At 39.1% G+C, this 14,408-nt stretch carries 16 protein-coding genes and 1 other annotated feature; of the genes, 13 read left to right on the top strand and 3 right to left on the bottom strand.

The window, feature by feature from the left end; genetic code table 11:
* Positions 1–211: 211 nt before the first annotated feature.
* From CSV68_RS02095 to CSV68_RS02080, 4 genes are all read left to right on the top strand, one after another.
* Positions 212–733, top strand: coding sequence for a GNAT family N-acetyltransferase (locus tag CSV68_RS02095; RefSeq protein WP_099633506.1), 522 nt, complete (start codon positions 212–214; stop codon positions 731–733).
* A 262-nt stretch (positions 734–995) separates the two neighbouring features.
* Positions 996–1,196, top strand: coding sequence for a cold-shock protein (locus CSV68_RS02090; protein WP_085130578.1), 201 nt, complete (start codon positions 996–998; stop codon positions 1,194–1,196).
* 292 nt (positions 1,197–1,488) lie between these two features.
* Complete coding sequence (locus CSV68_RS02085) at positions 1,489–1,965, top strand: peptide-methionine (S)-S-oxide reductase (protein ID WP_099633505.1); 477 nt, start codon at positions 1,489–1,491, stop codon at positions 1,963–1,965.
* Positions 1,966–2,081: 116 nt separating this feature from the next.
* Positions 2,082–3,890, top strand: a complete 1,809-nt coding sequence (locus CSV68_RS02080) for a M3 family oligoendopeptidase (RefSeq protein WP_099661375.1) — start codon at positions 2,082–2,084, stop codon at positions 3,888–3,890.
* 181 nt (positions 3,891–4,071) lie between these two features.
* Here CSV68_RS02080 and brnQ read toward each other — a convergent pair whose 3' ends face one another.
* The 3 genes from brnQ to CSV68_RS02065 form a co-directional block, all read right to left on the bottom strand.
* Positions 4,072–5,373: a branched-chain amino acid transport system II carrier protein gene (gene brnQ / locus CSV68_RS02075; RefSeq protein ID WP_099661374.1), complete on the bottom strand. Its 1,302-nt coding sequence runs from the start codon at positions 5,371–5,373 to the stop codon at positions 4,072–4,074.
* Positions 5,374–5,625: 252 nt separating this feature from the next.
* Positions 5,626–5,878: a binding site (T-box leader), on the bottom strand.
* A 201-nt stretch (positions 5,879–6,079) separates the two neighbouring features.
* Positions 6,080–6,778 carry an anthrone oxygenase family protein gene (locus CSV68_RS02070; RefSeq protein WP_233190394.1) on the bottom strand — a complete coding sequence of 233 codons (699 nt, stop codon included), beginning with the start codon at positions 6,776–6,778 and terminating at the stop codon, positions 6,080–6,082.
* A gap of 42 nt (positions 6,779–6,820) precedes the next feature.
* Positions 6,821–7,378: a TetR family transcriptional regulator gene (locus CSV68_RS02065; protein WP_099633502.1), complete on the bottom strand. Its 558-nt coding sequence runs from the start codon at positions 7,376–7,378 to the stop codon at positions 6,821–6,823.
* 263 nt (positions 7,379–7,641) lie between these two features.
* Here CSV68_RS02065 and CSV68_RS02060 point away from each other — a divergent pair, with 263 nt between their 5' ends.
* The 9 genes from CSV68_RS02060 to CSV68_RS02020 all read left to right on the top strand — a co-directional run bounded on the left by CSV68_RS02060 (position 7,642) and on the right by CSV68_RS02020 (position 14,328).
* Positions 7,642–8,565, top strand: a complete 924-nt coding sequence (locus tag CSV68_RS02060; protein WP_099661479.1) for a DsbA family oxidoreductase — start codon at positions 7,642–7,644, stop codon at positions 8,563–8,565.
* A gap of 2 nt (positions 8,566–8,567) precedes the next feature.
* Positions 8,568–8,873 carry a monooxygenase gene (locus tag CSV68_RS02055; RefSeq protein ID WP_099633501.1) on the top strand — a complete coding sequence of 102 codons (306 nt, stop codon included), beginning with the start codon at positions 8,568–8,570 and terminating at the stop codon, positions 8,871–8,873.
* A 101-nt stretch (positions 8,874–8,974) separates the two neighbouring features.
* Positions 8,975–9,712 (top strand): pirin family protein, encoded by a 738-nt coding sequence (locus tag CSV68_RS02050; protein WP_199175000.1) that lies wholly within the window; start codon positions 8,975–8,977, stop codon positions 9,710–9,712.
* A gap of 192 nt (positions 9,713–9,904) precedes the next feature.
* Positions 9,905–10,888, top strand: coding sequence for a ring-cleaving dioxygenase (locus CSV68_RS02045; protein WP_099661373.1), 984 nt, complete (start codon positions 9,905–9,907; stop codon positions 10,886–10,888).
* Between the two features lie 16 nt (positions 10,889–10,904).
* Positions 10,905–11,501, top strand: coding sequence for an NADPH-dependent FMN reductase (locus CSV68_RS02040; protein ID WP_199174999.1), 597 nt, complete (start codon positions 10,905–10,907; stop codon positions 11,499–11,501).
* A 154-nt stretch (positions 11,502–11,655) separates the two neighbouring features.
* A complete protein-coding gene (locus tag CSV68_RS02035) occupies positions 11,656–12,180 on the top strand; it encodes a YceI family protein (RefSeq protein ID WP_085426150.1) in 525 nt (174 codons plus the stop codon).
* 95 nt (positions 12,181–12,275) lie between these two features.
* Positions 12,276–12,725, top strand: coding sequence for a MarR family winged helix-turn-helix transcriptional regulator (locus CSV68_RS02030; RefSeq protein ID WP_099661372.1), 450 nt, complete (start codon positions 12,276–12,278; stop codon positions 12,723–12,725).
* An 81-nt stretch (positions 12,726–12,806) separates the two neighbouring features.
* Positions 12,807–13,742 (top strand): ring-cleaving dioxygenase, encoded by a 936-nt coding sequence (locus CSV68_RS02025; RefSeq protein ID WP_099661371.1) that lies wholly within the window; start codon positions 12,807–12,809, stop codon positions 13,740–13,742.
* A gap of 232 nt (positions 13,743–13,974) precedes the next feature.
* Positions 13,975–14,328, top strand: a complete 354-nt coding sequence (locus CSV68_RS02020; RefSeq protein WP_099633497.1) for a hypothetical protein — start codon at positions 13,975–13,977, stop codon at positions 14,326–14,328.
* Positions 14,329–14,408: the final 80 nt, after the last annotated feature.

Genomic DNA, 14,408 nt, shown 5'->3' with positions numbered 1-14,408 from the left:
TTCATTGTAACATGTTTGCTATTTCGCTTAATGACTTTATGTAGCTTACTACTATAGAAGGAGATCAACTTGCTGTTTCATTTAATAAGATGATTCATGTTCTTTTCAGTACGTAGAAAGCGAGTGGTTATATTATAATGGTACTATGCAAAGTTTCCTTGTTAAACAAGTTCATCCAATTGCAAATTATAGAAATTAGGAGGGGCTGTCAATGAATATTGAATTCATACCATTAACCGAACCAACATCCATGCTTGTGAATACGCTCAACCGATGGGGAAATGACATGAATTTAAAATCATTGTCTCAACCTAATCCAAGTAGAGCGGAATGGGAACGAGAAGATCTTTTGACCATAGAAGATATATACCATCGTTTAACATATCAACATGTATACCTGATGTATTTGGAAAACCGGCTCATCGGTGAAATGAGTTATACCGTGGACCCTGAACATCTGCTTGACAAGACGTCAGAAACAGCATGGATCAGTATTTTGATAGGTGAGCCTGAATATCGTGGAAAAGGTATTGGTAGTATGGCTTTAGAGTATTTGGAAGAGCAAGTGAGAAAGCATGGTCTTACGCGAATCGAGCTAGGCGTATTTGAATTTAATGAGCCTGCGCTGAAGCTTTATAAGAAGTTAGGGTATCAAGAAATGGGACGCATAGAAAACTTCACGTATTATGAAGGCAGCATGCGAGCTGATATTCGGATGGAAAAGCATATTTGAATGTGATTGCAAAAGTCTACGTAAACACTGAAAACAAGCAGGTTCTTGGATATAAAAAAGAAGAACCCTAAAGGTTTGTTTTAAGAAAGAAACAAAGGGGTTGCTTTTTTTTAATATGTCTGTTATATTTAAAGAGTATTATCTTTGTTCTTTTTCAGATCGAGAATATATTTCATGTAAATATATTTTGTTTTTCGTCTAAAGTTTTGAGCAAGTATAGTAACATCATTGTGTGGACATCCACACTAGGAGGCAATTAATTATGGAACAAGGTACAGTGAAATGGTTTAACGCAGAAAAAGGTTTTGGCTTCATCGAGCGCGAAGCAGGGGAAGACGTATTCGTACACTTCTCAGCAATCCAAGGCGACGGTTTCAAATCTTTAGACGAAGGTCAAAGTGTAACATTTGAAATCGAACAAGGACAACGTGGCCTACAAGCTACTAACGTTCAAAAAGCTTAATAACAGCTTGAAAAAGACCCTACTTGTAGGGTCTTTTTTTATTTGATGAAAATTCATACATATCGTATACGTAAAAATTACTTGGATGAAACATATTCATCATGTCATTGCATTTTTTTCGAACGAGAAGTTGATGGGAGATCGTAACATCATGTGCAGCGATGGAATACGTTTAAACATGCGTGTAATTTATGTATACTATCAAGGAACAGAAAAGATATTAGACGACGCGTGGAAGGACTCAAAACCCTAGTATAGCGGGTCAAGACTTACAGACGAGAGGAGCGTCAATATGGAAGTAGTATATATTGCTGGTGGTTGTTTATGGGGAGTGCAGGCTTTTATAAAAACCTTACCAGGTGTGACATGTACGGAAGCAGGGAGGGCGAATGGAACACTTCATTCACTAGAAGGCGATTATGACGGGTACGCTGAATGTGTAAAAACAGAATTTGATCCTACAGTTGTATCCGTCACAGAATTAATGGAGTATTTATTCGAAATCATTGATCCATATAGTTTGAATAAACAAGGGGCAGATGTTGGCGAGAAATACAGAACAGGTGTCTATAGTGAAAATCTTGAACACGTGAAAGAAGCGGCAGTGTTTCTTGCGAAGAGAAATGATGCTGACCGTATAGTTGTGGAAGTAGGACCGCTTACAAATTATGTGAGAAGTGCAGACGAACATCAAGACAGATTAGCTCAATGTCCAACTGATTATTGTCATATACCAGATGAGTTATTGAACAGGTATAAACCGTCTTGAAATCAAACAGAATGAACACAGTTTGACGAATTGGTTTATAATGAACATAGTTATCGAAACTTTCTTATTTTAGTAACAAAGTTTACAGTAGATATATATAAGGAGAGTGACATACATTGAAATATACGAACACATGGGATCTAGAGAGTATTTTTACTGGTGGAACTAATTCTGAGGAAGTTCAAACGAAGCTTTCGGCTGTTAAAGAAGATATTGAATTGTATGCCGATCAGTTACACGCATGGAACAGTGATCCGGCTACCGATGCCTCTACTTTACATGAACTATTAGAAAAGCAAGAAGTAATCGGTAAAGGACTTGGCCAAGTAGGTACATTTATTAATATGTGGCGTGACGCCTTTATGGATGATCCGTATGCAAGCGTTGTCAAAGGCCAAGTAATGGAATTAAGCAGTGAAATTCAGCAACTATCTACAATCTTTACTAAAAAGCTGGTAGCCATTTCGGATGAAAACTGGAATACATTACTTGAAGACGATACATTGCGGGTCATCAGTTTTTCATTAAATGAAATACGTGAAGAAGGTAAACGTCTAGTATCTGAAGCGGAAGAAAAACTGATTGCTAAATTAAATAAAGACGGTCTTGCCGCGTGGAGTGATCTATACAATACAGTAGGTTCTACTATGACTGTTCCCTTTACTGATAAAGACGGCAACACAACAGACTTATCTATTGGGCAAGCGATGAACAAAATGTACGCGGATCCTGAGCCAGAAGTGCGTGCAGCATTATTTGAGAATTGGGAAAAGACATGGTCTACGAATGGACCAATTTTTGCGGACATCTTGAATCATTTAGCAGGCTATCGCTTAACATTACAAGAGGTACACGGAAGAAAAGGTCATTTAGAAGAGCCACTGGAATATAATCGGATGTCTGAAGATACACTCACTGCGATGTGGTCAGCAGTAGACGCGCAGAAGCAAACATTTATTGATTATTTGGGACGAAAAGCAGATTTGTTTGGCGTGGATCAGCTTGGGTGGCAAGATGTGGCGGCTCCGGTAGCGGTAGGCGAAGCAAAGCCAACGCGTTTCACATACGACGAGGCTTGCGATTTTATTATTGAAAACTTCGCTTCATTTGGCCCGAAATTAACCGAGTTTACAAAACATGTACTAGAAAATCGTTGGGTGGAAGCGGAAGATCGCGCAAATAAACGCCCAGGTGGTTATTGCACCAGCTTGCCTGAATTTGAAGAATCCCGTATTTTCATGACTTTCACAGGCTCACCAAGTGATACGAGCACATTAGCGCATGAATTAGGACATGCATTTCATAGTCACGTAATGAAAGATTTACCGACACTGAACCGTAGTTATGCGATGAACGTCGCAGAAACAGCGAGTACGTTTGCTGAAACGATTATAGCGGATGCTACGGTGAGAAATGCTACATCGAATGAAGAAAAAATTTCCCTTTTAGCTAATAAACTAGAAGGCGCTACAGCGATGTTTTTAAATATTCGTGCTCGCTTCTTGTTTGAGGATAACTTTTACACGGAACGCGCAAAAGGCATTGTATCAGAAACTCGCTTGAATGAATTAATGGTAGAAGCGCAAAAAGAAGCATTCGGTGATAGCCTGTCTTCTTATCATCCGCATTTTTGGGCGGCTAAGTTGCACTTCTTTATCGATAGTGTGCCGTTTTATAACTTCCCCTACACATTCGGGTACTTGTTCAGCTTAGGGATCTACGCAGAATACTTGAAACAGCCTGAAGGATTTGAAGAGAAGTATATTGCGCTCTTGCGAGATACGGGATCGATGAAAGTGGAAGACCTAGCGAAGAAACATCTGGATGTAGATATTACGAAAGAAGATTTCTGGGCAGCTGGCATTTCACTCGTTGCAAAAGACGTAGAAGAGTTTGTTGAACTGACGGATACAGTACAGAAGTGAAATTGAAGGAGTGAAATGTGATCACAATCATACTAACAGTGATCGTCGTTGCATTCATGGTTGTCGCGGGGTATAAAACTGCGCAAAAGATCAATAAACGGTAATGATGTTAGAATATGCAGTAATAGAAGGCAAAAAATCCCGCTTCTTTTAATAAAAGAAGCGGGATTTTCTATTAATTTTACTGACTTCCTTGAGGAGAAAACCTATCCATTATATAACCAATGAAGGCAGCAACTAACGCGGGTACAGCCCAGCCGAGTCCATACTCGAAAAATGGAATAACTTCTAGCCACTCGGTAACGCGATCTGGACTGTATCCCAACTTCGTGAATACTTCGTATAACGCAAAAGCGGACGTGATAAATATGGAGAGCCGATACATCATCTTTCCGCCACCTGCAACATGTTGGAATAAAGATAAAATGATTAACACAATAGAGATCGGATAAATAAACACTAATAAAGGTATGGCCAATGCTAATATAGCATTCAATCCTAAGTTAGATACTAACAAACCGACTAGTACAAAAATAGCGACATATGCCTGGTAACTTAGTTTTGGATATATTTCATTGAAAAATCTTGAACAGGCATTAATTAGACCGACACAAGTCGTTAAACAAGCTAGCATGACAATGATACCGAAAAGAAGTCCGCCGCCACTTGGGAACAACATGCTGGCTGCTTTCGTTAATACTTCTGCACCATTTCCGAAATTTTGTTCTTTCGGAATCACCTTGCCGATCCATCCTAGTGAGAAATACACAATGGCTAATCCCGCGCTAGCTATCAAGCCGGCACCAAGAGTCCCTTTAACAAGTTCTGCCTTCGACCTCGAACCTTTATCTTTCAACGCATTGATTACAACAATTCCAAATGCCAGCGCTGCGACAGCATCCATTGTGAAATAGCCTTCCAAAAAGCCATTAACAAATGGGGCTGATGCATAATCTGGTCGCGGAGCAGAAGATATGTTATCAAACTTGATAAAAGCTTGGACGACAAGTACTCCTAAAACTAATAAGAGAATAGGCGTTAAAAATTGGCCGATGCGATCTACAATTTTTTTAGGGTTTAAACTGATGTAATAGGTTAAACCGAAAAATAATAATGAGAATACAAGCAACGGGAAGCTTCCATCCACTTGAACGATTTGTTTAAATCCTAGCTCATACGCCACGTTTGAAGCTCTTGGAATACCGTAGAAAGCTCCGATCGACATATAGATGATGATCGCAAAAACGATTCCGAACACTTTATGTACACGGTTACCCATCGACAATAGTCCGTTATCAGACAAGGCGATCGCCATGATTGCCATGAAGGGTAGTAGAACACCTGTGATAAGGAAGCCTATAATAGCAGGTGCAAAATTAGTACCAGATTCTAAACCGAGAAATGGTGGAAAAATGAGATTTCCAGCTCCGAAAAATAAAGAGAAAAGCATGAATCCTGTGAATAGTATGTGTTTTTTACTCACGATAATACCTCCTGATGTGTTTTGTGTGTGTCTAGAGTAAAATGAAAGTACATAATATCGATATGTATAAAGCAATTATAATCTAGAATATTGCGACTTTGCAAAATATAGTGTTAACTGTATTGGTTATTTTCCCAGTACAGTAGATTCAACGTATACATTTCGTTGTGGAAGGTGATTACTGTCAATCTTGTGCTGTATTCATCTTCATTTTCTCTCCTATATTTTTGCGCATAAAAAACTCGCCCCCTAAATAGGGACGAGTTTTTACTCGCGATACCACCCATGATCCAAAAGCTTCGTAAAACAATGAGAAGGTCTAACCCTCAGTCACCTTACGATTATACGTGTTCCATTTAACGTTGGAAGTCCGGCAAAATTTACTATTTTCAACTTTGCATCTTAGAGATGATTTTCCGATACGAACTGTCCATCGGCTTTCACCAAATGCCGACTCTCTTGGGAACAGGTTTCTTATCGTACTCTTTCTCGTCACTGAATATTATATACTACAATACAATTTAACAGACTACTATTAGAAAGGTCAATACCTTTTAATATATTCGGAATAGTACAACACTTAACCAATTTGAATAGGTGGAAGTTTCATACAAAGTTAGAAATTATAGTTTTTACTTTGCGTACTCCAAAGAATGCATGAACTAACACATACCCCAATACCTTTTGCTGATTGAAGCGTTGCTTATTATATAATAAGCAACGCAATGATGAGTGCAGAGACACTGAACATGCAAGTGATGGTACGCAAGTTGTTCAGCCGTGTCCAACTGGATTCAAAACGGACTCTTAATTCATTCCATTTAGTATCGCTTGCAGGTAGCTCAGCAGAGATAATAGCTTTATTTAGTGGAAGGTTTCCTAAGAAAGTAATGAGTAAAGTCGCAATATAAAAGATCAATGCGATAGATCCTAATACAACTTGATCAACTTGCTGTGCCAAAACAGCTACTACAACAAATCCAATTTGCGCTATAAGTGCACCATTTGAAATAATGAGGAAAAGTGGATTGGCTACGGATGAAGTCAAGTGTCTAATGGCAAGAACGAAAGTACGATCATCTGATTTACGCAGACCCGGCATGACGGAGTTTGCGTATGCGAAGACGATGCCAGCCATCATTCCAGTTGTGAGTACAGCGAGACCCGCTAAAACTATAAAGAGTAATGACCGATTGTCTTGGCCTCGCACATGTTGTTCAGCAATCCACCCTTCGCTCAATTCCGTGGATTGTAGTGCAGCTGGTTGCGAAAAACTGTATTGCTGTAATTGGTGGTCATACATCTCGGTGTGGGGTACATTGTCCGAAGCAAAGGCTATCGATGGCAATAGCAATAGGCAGAAAATGACTAAGACAGCGCGAAACCCTGTAAATAATCCATTCATACGTGTTTATATCTCCTTTAGTGTGTGCATGTCACGCATGATTCAAATGTCATGCTTGTGAAGTAAATGAGGTATGGCTAATTGAATAAATTCTTCTGGTGTGATCTTGTTACTTTGTCTTTTCCATTCTACAGAAGCTCCATAAATTCCCCAACTCAAGATGACAGCGGTAATTTTCAACCCTTCATCTTCTTCCGTTTTATGTTGTTTTAATAGCATTCTATAAAAAATGATTTCGAGCTGTTCTCGAATATTCCGTGCAATCGTATCTTCGTATCCTCTGTGACAACGATTCGATAAGGATTTTTGGAAGTTCGTGATCGCTACAAAAATACTCGTGATCACTTCTTCATTTAATTCATTGTCTTGATAATTGCTGCAATCCAAATTCACTACTAACACTTCAGATAATACCTTTTCCAATAAGTCATATATATCCTCAAAGTGATAATAGAACGTTGCACGATTAATCATCGCTTCCGCCGCAATATCTGTAACGGTAATATCTTTAAATTCTTTTTTACCCGACAGTTCCATAAAAGTATCCATGATTAATTTACGTGTACGTAGAATTCGTGGGTCCGTCTTCGGTTGATTCATGTCGTTTTCCCTCCTACTTTTCCGACAATGTCTTCAATGTGTTGTATAAGCGACAAAACCAAGGTTCTATTGGTGTTGATCATTTTCATTATGGTATAGAATTTAGTTGTAGGCAAATGATTAGCGCGTAGAGCAGAGGATACGAAACGTAATTAAATTTTACGCTAGCAGTGGAAATTAGAAAAAATAGATTCGAACGGAAGAAAGCGCGGATTCCGTAAACTAAAGAAAAGGGGAATAATACATTGAAAAACAACAATAATATGATGTGTGATATGGAAACAGGAATATGTGGAGAAGCTGGAAGCGATGAAATGGAAATGATCGATTTTAACCAGCCAGCAAAAGAGATTAATTTGTATTATGTGACGGATCCTATATGTTCTCATTGTTGGGCGATTGAACCTGAGCTTCGTCGTTTTGTAGAGCAATATGGTCATTATTTCAACATGCATACGGTGATGGGCGGTTTATTGGAAAAATGGCATGACGGGCCGATCGATCCTGGAAATGGTATTTATAAGCCGGCCGACGTCGCGGGTCATTGGAGAGAAGTTGGAGAACATTCAAGAATGCCGATTGATGGTAGTTTAATGGTTGATAATCCAGTCCAATCTTCGTATCCACCATCTCGTGTATTTAAAATTATTCAAAAGAATCATGGCGACACATTGGCATCTGCCTATTTACGACGTACAAGAGAAGAGCTTTTCGTATTCAATCAAAATATTTCAGAACGCGCTGAGATGGTTGGAATCGTCAATGCACTTGGCCTTGACGGAGAAGCGATTGTCAATGAAGCGGAACAACCAATCGGACAACAATTATTGAATGAAGACTTTGCCCAAGCGAGAAGTTTAGGCGCTACAGGTTTCCCAAGCATCATTATGATCAATGCAGAAAATAAAGGCTTGAAAATTGTAGGGGGTCGTCCACTTGAATCCTACGTCGATGGATTAAAAAAAGTGTTAGACGTGGACACACTACAACCAAAGCCACAACCAGCACTTTCTAGCTTACTTGAACAAGAAAGACTACTTTTCTCAAAAGAACTTGAAGTGATGTATGATGTGGAACAATCCAACGTAGCTTCTTATGTAGAAAAGGAACTTTCACCGAATCCATATCAAGCAAAAGAAATACTAGGAGAAACCTATTTCACAACTACTGAACCAAAAGGAGAATGATCATGAGCTACATTGCACAAGTTGATTTTAAAATGGATGGACCGTTTGGAGAAGAAATGGCAGAAGGATTTGCTGATTTAGCCAAAAGTATCAATGAAGAAGAGGGATTCATTTGGAAAATATGGACAGAAGATCCTGAAGCCAAAGAAGCCGGTGGAATTTACAATTTCGAAACAAAAGAATCGGCTGAAAAATATGTAGAAATGCATACAAAGAGATTAGCTAGTTTTGGCATTACGGGCGTTAACGCAAAAATCTTTGCTGTTAATCCTACATTGACTGCGATCAATAAAGGACCTGTAAACTAAATAGCTAGAAGTATTTGTGTAAAACACGTACTATAACATAAAATCGACTTCCTCTTGGATAGTCGATTTTATTGTATACGATGAAAAAGGAGGAGTTACGATTGTTACAAAAACTTGCAGCAGGACATCATGCCGTGCCATTTAGAGGACCCTTCACCATTACACGCGTTCAACCGGGCGACATTCTTGGTGATGAAACAACAGACACGGCATTTGGACCATTAGCGATCATTGATCATGCGGTGATGAAAAAAGGGTTAACGATTAAAATGCATCAGCATATCAACGATGAAATTTTGAGTTACATTAGCTCAGGCGTCATGCAGCATCGTGATTCTGCTGGTTTTGAAGCGCCCATTGCACGCGGGAAATTAATGATGATGAATGCAGGATCAGGATTTTGGCACGAAGAGAAAGTGAAAGAAGATGAAGTGGAAATGCTTCAAATCTTCGTACGACCGAATGAAACGGATCTTTCTCCGGGAATTCAATTTCATGACAAACCGTTAGACAATGAGGCTTGGTATGTGATGGTGGGGCCTGAAGGAAGCGAGGCACCTCTTTATGTTCGACAACATGTCTACATATTAGACGCGCATCCTAGGGCGGGTGAAGTGGTAGACGTTCCAATGTATACAGGTCTCACTCCTTTTCTCTATGTAATGAATGGGGAGATTACGATGGAGCATCTCACAATTGGCAAACAAGAAGCGGTAACCGATGTAATCCATCCTCTGCCATCCTTTGTCGCGAATGAAGACACGACGATTGTATTGTTCTTTGTTGAATTGAATGCGCCTATGTCTATGGATGGAACGATTAGTGGTTGGAAGAACTAATCATCAAATCAATTATTATAAATTAAAGTGTTGACAATGAAATGAGCGCATGATATATTTATATTGAATTCGAGATAAGTTAATTAATTGCAAAAGCAATTGACGTTAATTTAAAGACAATCTCTTTTTTTTAAATGAATTTATCTCGAACTAATAGTATATCAAAACGAGCTAATATATAGGAGGATGTATATGAACCATTTAAAAGGAATTCATCACGTAACAGCGATTACGAGTAGTGCAGAAAAGAATTATGAATTTTTCACCTATGTATTAGGAATGCGTCTCGTAAAGAAAACTGTCAATCAAGATGATGTGCAAACCTATCACTTATTCTTCGCAGACGATAAAGGCTCAGCTGGAACAGATATGACATTTTTCGATTTCCCGGGTATTCCAAAAGGTACGCATGGTACGAATGAAATTTATAAAACTTCATTCCGTGTACCGACAGATGCGGCACTTGATTACTGGGTGAAACGCTTTGAAAAATATGAAGTACAACATAATGGAATCGAAGAAGTTTTCGATAAAAAGACGATTTCATTTGTAGACTTTGATGATCAACAATATATGTTAGTTTCCGATGAGTTGAACGAAGGTATTGAGTCAGGAACACCTTGGCAAAATGGTCCCGTACCATTAGAGTTCGCCATTACAGGTTTAGGACCTATTCATATTCGTATCGCTGAATTTGATAAGTTTAAAGGTGTTTTGGAAAACGCAATGTTCATGCGAAATATTGCAAGTGAAGGTTCATTCCATTTATTCGAAGTCGGTGAAGGTGGAAATGGCGCGCAAGTCATCGTGGAACATAATGAAACGTTACCAGCTGGTCGACAAGGATTCGGTACAGTACATCACGCTGCTTTCCGAGTGGAAGATACGAACGTATTGCATGAATGGATTGACCATATGCAATCGTCTGGTTTTAGAACTTCAGGCTATGTGGATCGCTTCTTCTTTGAATCTTTATATGCACCAGTAGCACCTGGCATCCTCTTTGAATGGGCGACAGATGGTCCTGGATTTATGGGAGACGAACCGTACGAAACAGTTGGAGAGATCCTGTCATTACCGCCATTCCTTGAAGGGAACCGTAAAGAAATTGAAGCAACAGTGAGACCAATCGATACAGTACGTAGCACACGTACATTTGATAAAGAGTATTTGTAAGGAGTTGGAATGAACAATGAGCTTTTTCAGTAATTTATTTGGAACAAAACAAGAGGAGGAAATAACCATGACAAAATCAAACATCGGTATTATTTTAGGATCCACACGTGAGGGACGCGTAAGTCCACAAGTAGGAGCATGGGTAAAAGAATTGGCAGACAAACGCGGAGATGCGAATTACACGATTATAGATATCGCGGATTATAAATTACCACTTCTAGGCGAAGCAGGCGGCGATGCATCAGGCGCAGCAGCATGGTCAGAAATTATCGCGAAACAAGACGGGTTCGTATTCATCGTTCAAGAATACAATCACTCCATTTCGGCTTCACTTAAAAATGCATTAGACTACCTTCGCGTAGAGTGGAACGACAAAGCAGCAGGTATCGTTTCATACGGTTCAGTTGGCGGAGCTCGTGCAGCAGAACATTTACGCGGTATTTTGAGCGAATTATCCGTGGCGCATGTTCGTGTTCACCCTGCACTTTCATTATTTACAGACTTTGAAAATGGCACAGAACTTAAAGCTGCTGACGTACAAGCCGCTTCAGTAAACCAAATGTTAGACCAAGTAATTCCTTGGACAACAGCATTGAATACAATCCGTAAATAAGCTAAAGGTATAAAGTTTTCTATATGGGTCATAGTAATAGAGTGTTTACACTTAAATACAACGATTTCAGATACAACCAAATCAAATATATTGAATTCGAGACAATTATATTGTATAATAGTCTTAATACGTAAATAAAGAGGAGAGTTTTAACATGACAAAATGGAATGTAGATGCAGCGCACACGAACGTAGGATTTTCAGTAAGACATATGATGGTATCCAATGTAAGAGGTAGCTTCACTGGAGTGGAAGGATCGGTTACTGGAGATCTAGACAATTTAACAGATGCGAAGATTGACTTCAAGATTGATGTGAACACGATCAATACAAATAATGAAGATCGTGATAACCACCTTCGTTCAGCTGATTTCTTTAATGTAGAACAGTATCCGACTATCACATTTGATTCGACTGAAATTGTCAAAACAGGAGAAGACGAATACGATGTAACTGGCGATTTGACAGTTAAAGATGTTACGAAGAAAACTACATTTAACGTATCGCGTACGGGAGCTGGGAAAAATCCTTGGGGTGTAGACGTAGTTGGATTTGAAACAGCTATCAAAATTTCTAGAAAAGAATATGGTTTAACTTGGAACCAAGCGCTAGAAACAGGCGGCGTATTAGTAGGCGACGATATTAAAATCACAGTGGAACTTCAAGTGAATCCAGCATAACGAATAGACGATACTCGCCTCTTTCTGATTGAATAGGATTACTTGAGCCACTAGTGAGTGAATAAAATATAGTAAAACTAAGTGAGATGATAAGTATGAATGCAAAAGATCAACTGGAAGAGGCATTATCTCTAAAATTATTCGTTGTTCTAACTCGAGCTGTAGAGTCAATCAAAAAGCGTGTCATTGAAGATATAAAATGTTTGGGGTTAAACCCGACAGAGTTCGCGGTTTTGGAGTTCATTTACAGCAAAGGTGATCAACCGATACAAAAAATAGGTGAGAAAGTGTTAATTGCCAGTAGTAGTATTACGTATGTGGTTGATCAGTTAGAAAAGAAAAACGTATTAATGAGAAAACCGTGTCCGAATGATCGTCGGGTCACACATGCTGCTTTGACGTTTGAAGGAACGGAACTGATGAATAAAGTCTTCCCAGAACATAAAAAAGCGATGAAAGAAATTTTTAGTGGGTTAGGCGTAATAGAAAAACAAGAGTTAATTGAACAACTAAAAAGAATAGGGTTACATGATCAAAATTTGTAATTTTTAATCTGATGTCTCGAATTAGTAATAATGTAATTGATGCTAAACTTGAATGTTATAATACCTAAGGAGTGAACATACATGATGAAGAAAACTAGTGGAATCCATCATATAACAGCTATTGTCGGGAATCCCCAAGAAAACGTCGATTTTTATGCAGGCGTTCTAGGTTTACGTTTAGTGAAAAAAACAGTGAACTTTGATGATCCAGGTACGTACCATTTATATTTCGGTAATGAAGGTGGCAAGCCAGGTTCGATTATCACGTTCTTCCCATGGGCAAATGCCTATCAAGGGAAAATAGGAGATGGCCAAGTAGGTGTAACTTCTTATGTTGTTCCTCTTGGAGCACTAATGTTTTGGGAACAACGCTTAGTCAAATTTAACGTAGATGTAACGAAGACAGAACGATTTGGTGAGCAGTACCTACAGTTTAATGACCCTCATGGTCTTCAACTTGAAATCGTGGAGCGTGCAGAAGGTGAACAAAATGCATGGACATTTGGAGGCGTGACACCTGAAGTAGCGATTAAAGGATTCGGTGGCGCTACTTTATATTCTTCACAACCGACTAAAACAGCTGAACTTTTGGAAAACGTCATGGGACTTGAACTGATTGGAAAAGAGGGAGACTATATTCGTTTCCGTTCATCCGCTGATATCGGAAATATTGTTGATCTTAAAGCAACTGCAACGGGTAAAGGACAAATGGGTGTCGGAACCGTTCACCATATTGCATGGAGAGCGATAGATGACCAAGATCAGTTGGAATGGCAAGAACATGTTTCAGATCATGATTATGGCGTGACGGCAGTTAAAGATCGAAACTACTTCAATGCGATTTACTTTAGAGAGCATGGTGAAATTTTATTCGAAATTGCTACGGATCCTCCAGGCTTTGCTCACGATGAGTCGGAAGAAACGATGGGACAAGAATTGAAGTTACCCGCACAATATGAACAACATCGAGATGAAATGGAACGTAGATTGATACCGATCACTGTACGTGAATTATAATCCATCAACTCGTCTTAGATCCGATGTGTCCACTTTAAAGAAGTTAGTGAAAGGTGTGTAAATGGTCGTCAACTGTGTAACAGACGGCATTTCTATCCTGCACTAGCTTCTTTTCGTATGTATCTTCACATTTTATTTTCAAAAGGTGTATCCTTATTCAGAAAGCTCTCTATATAGCTAGTGAAGAGGCAAATAGCTGCCACTTACAACAAGTTAGTAGGGGGAAACTAGTATGCAAATTATCCATGAACCATTTCTGCAATTTCATCCACACACAGCGGCGAAGATCGGACTCAATGAATCGATGTTCTTGCAGCAAATCCATGAGCTGTCTTTTGGTCCAAATGATATCGAAGAAGGAACGCAGTGGGTAAGCAGATCGTATAAAGAGTGGCATTCGGTGATGAATTTCTGGTCAATGGCTACGATTATCCGAGCGATACGAAAACTGGAGAAGTCCGGCTATATTTATTCGAAGCGACTGAACTTCGGAGAAAAGATGTATCTCGTGGATTACGAAGTATGCAAGTCGAATGCGGTATATTTGCTTCAACCAGCGAGCGAGGAAGTAGTGACTATCAACTAATATGTATTACAGGTGAGTGGAGGCCCTATGCTTCCGCTCTTTTTTCGTACAGTTTTGTAGCTAGAAAAAATAGTTTAAAA

The organism is Sporosarcina sp. P29 (genome assembly GCF_002743265.1).
Classification (GTDB): domain Bacteria; phylum Bacillota; class Bacilli; order Bacillales_A; family Planococcaceae; genus Sporosarcina.
Note: the sequence above shows the minus strand (reverse complement) of the source record. Positions and strands in the feature narration are given on the sequence as shown.

Excerpts from the sequence above, each read along its gene's own strand:
- CSV68_RS02065 (WP_099633502.1), bottom strand. The coding sequence starts at position 7,378 with ATGAATCAACCGAAGACGGACCCACGAATTCTACGTACACGTAAATTA.
- CSV68_RS02030 (WP_099661372.1), top strand. The coding sequence starts at position 12,276 with ATGAATGCAAAAGATCAACTGGAAGAGGCATTATCTCTAAAATTATTC.
- CSV68_RS02055 (WP_099633501.1), top strand. The coding sequence starts at position 8,568 with ATGAGCTACATTGCACAAGTTGATTTTAAAATGGATGGACCGTTTGGA.
- CSV68_RS02020 (WP_099633497.1), top strand. The coding sequence starts at position 13,975 with ATGCAAATTATCCATGAACCATTTCTGCAATTTCATCCACACACAGCG.
- CSV68_RS02090 (WP_085130578.1), top strand. The coding sequence starts at position 996 with ATGGAACAAGGTACAGTGAAATGGTTTAACGCAGAAAAAGGTTTTGGC.
- CSV68_RS02095 (WP_099633506.1), top strand. The coding sequence starts at position 212 with ATGAATATTGAATTCATACCATTAACCGAACCAACATCCATGCTTGTG.
- CSV68_RS02035 (WP_085426150.1), top strand. The coding sequence starts at position 11,656 with ATGACAAAATGGAATGTAGATGCAGCGCACACGAACGTAGGATTTTCA.
- CSV68_RS02085 (WP_099633505.1), top strand. The coding sequence starts at position 1,489 with ATGGAAGTAGTATATATTGCTGGTGGTTGTTTATGGGGAGTGCAGGCT.
- CSV68_RS02040 (WP_199174999.1), top strand. The coding sequence starts at position 10,905 with ATGAGCTTTTTCAGTAATTTATTTGGAACAAAACAAGAGGAGGAAATA.
- CSV68_RS02045 (WP_099661373.1), top strand. The coding sequence starts at position 9,905 with ATGAACCATTTAAAAGGAATTCATCACGTAACAGCGATTACGAGTAGT.
- CSV68_RS02025 (WP_099661371.1), top strand. The coding sequence starts at position 12,807 with ATGATGAAGAAAACTAGTGGAATCCATCATATAACAGCTATTGTCGGG.
- CSV68_RS02060 (WP_099661479.1), top strand. The coding sequence starts at position 7,642 with ATGATGTGTGATATGGAAACAGGAATATGTGGAGAAGCTGGAAGCGAT.
- CSV68_RS02070 (WP_233190394.1), bottom strand. The coding sequence starts at position 6,778 with ATGAATGGATTATTTACAGGGTTTCGCGCTGTCTTAGTCATTTTCTGC.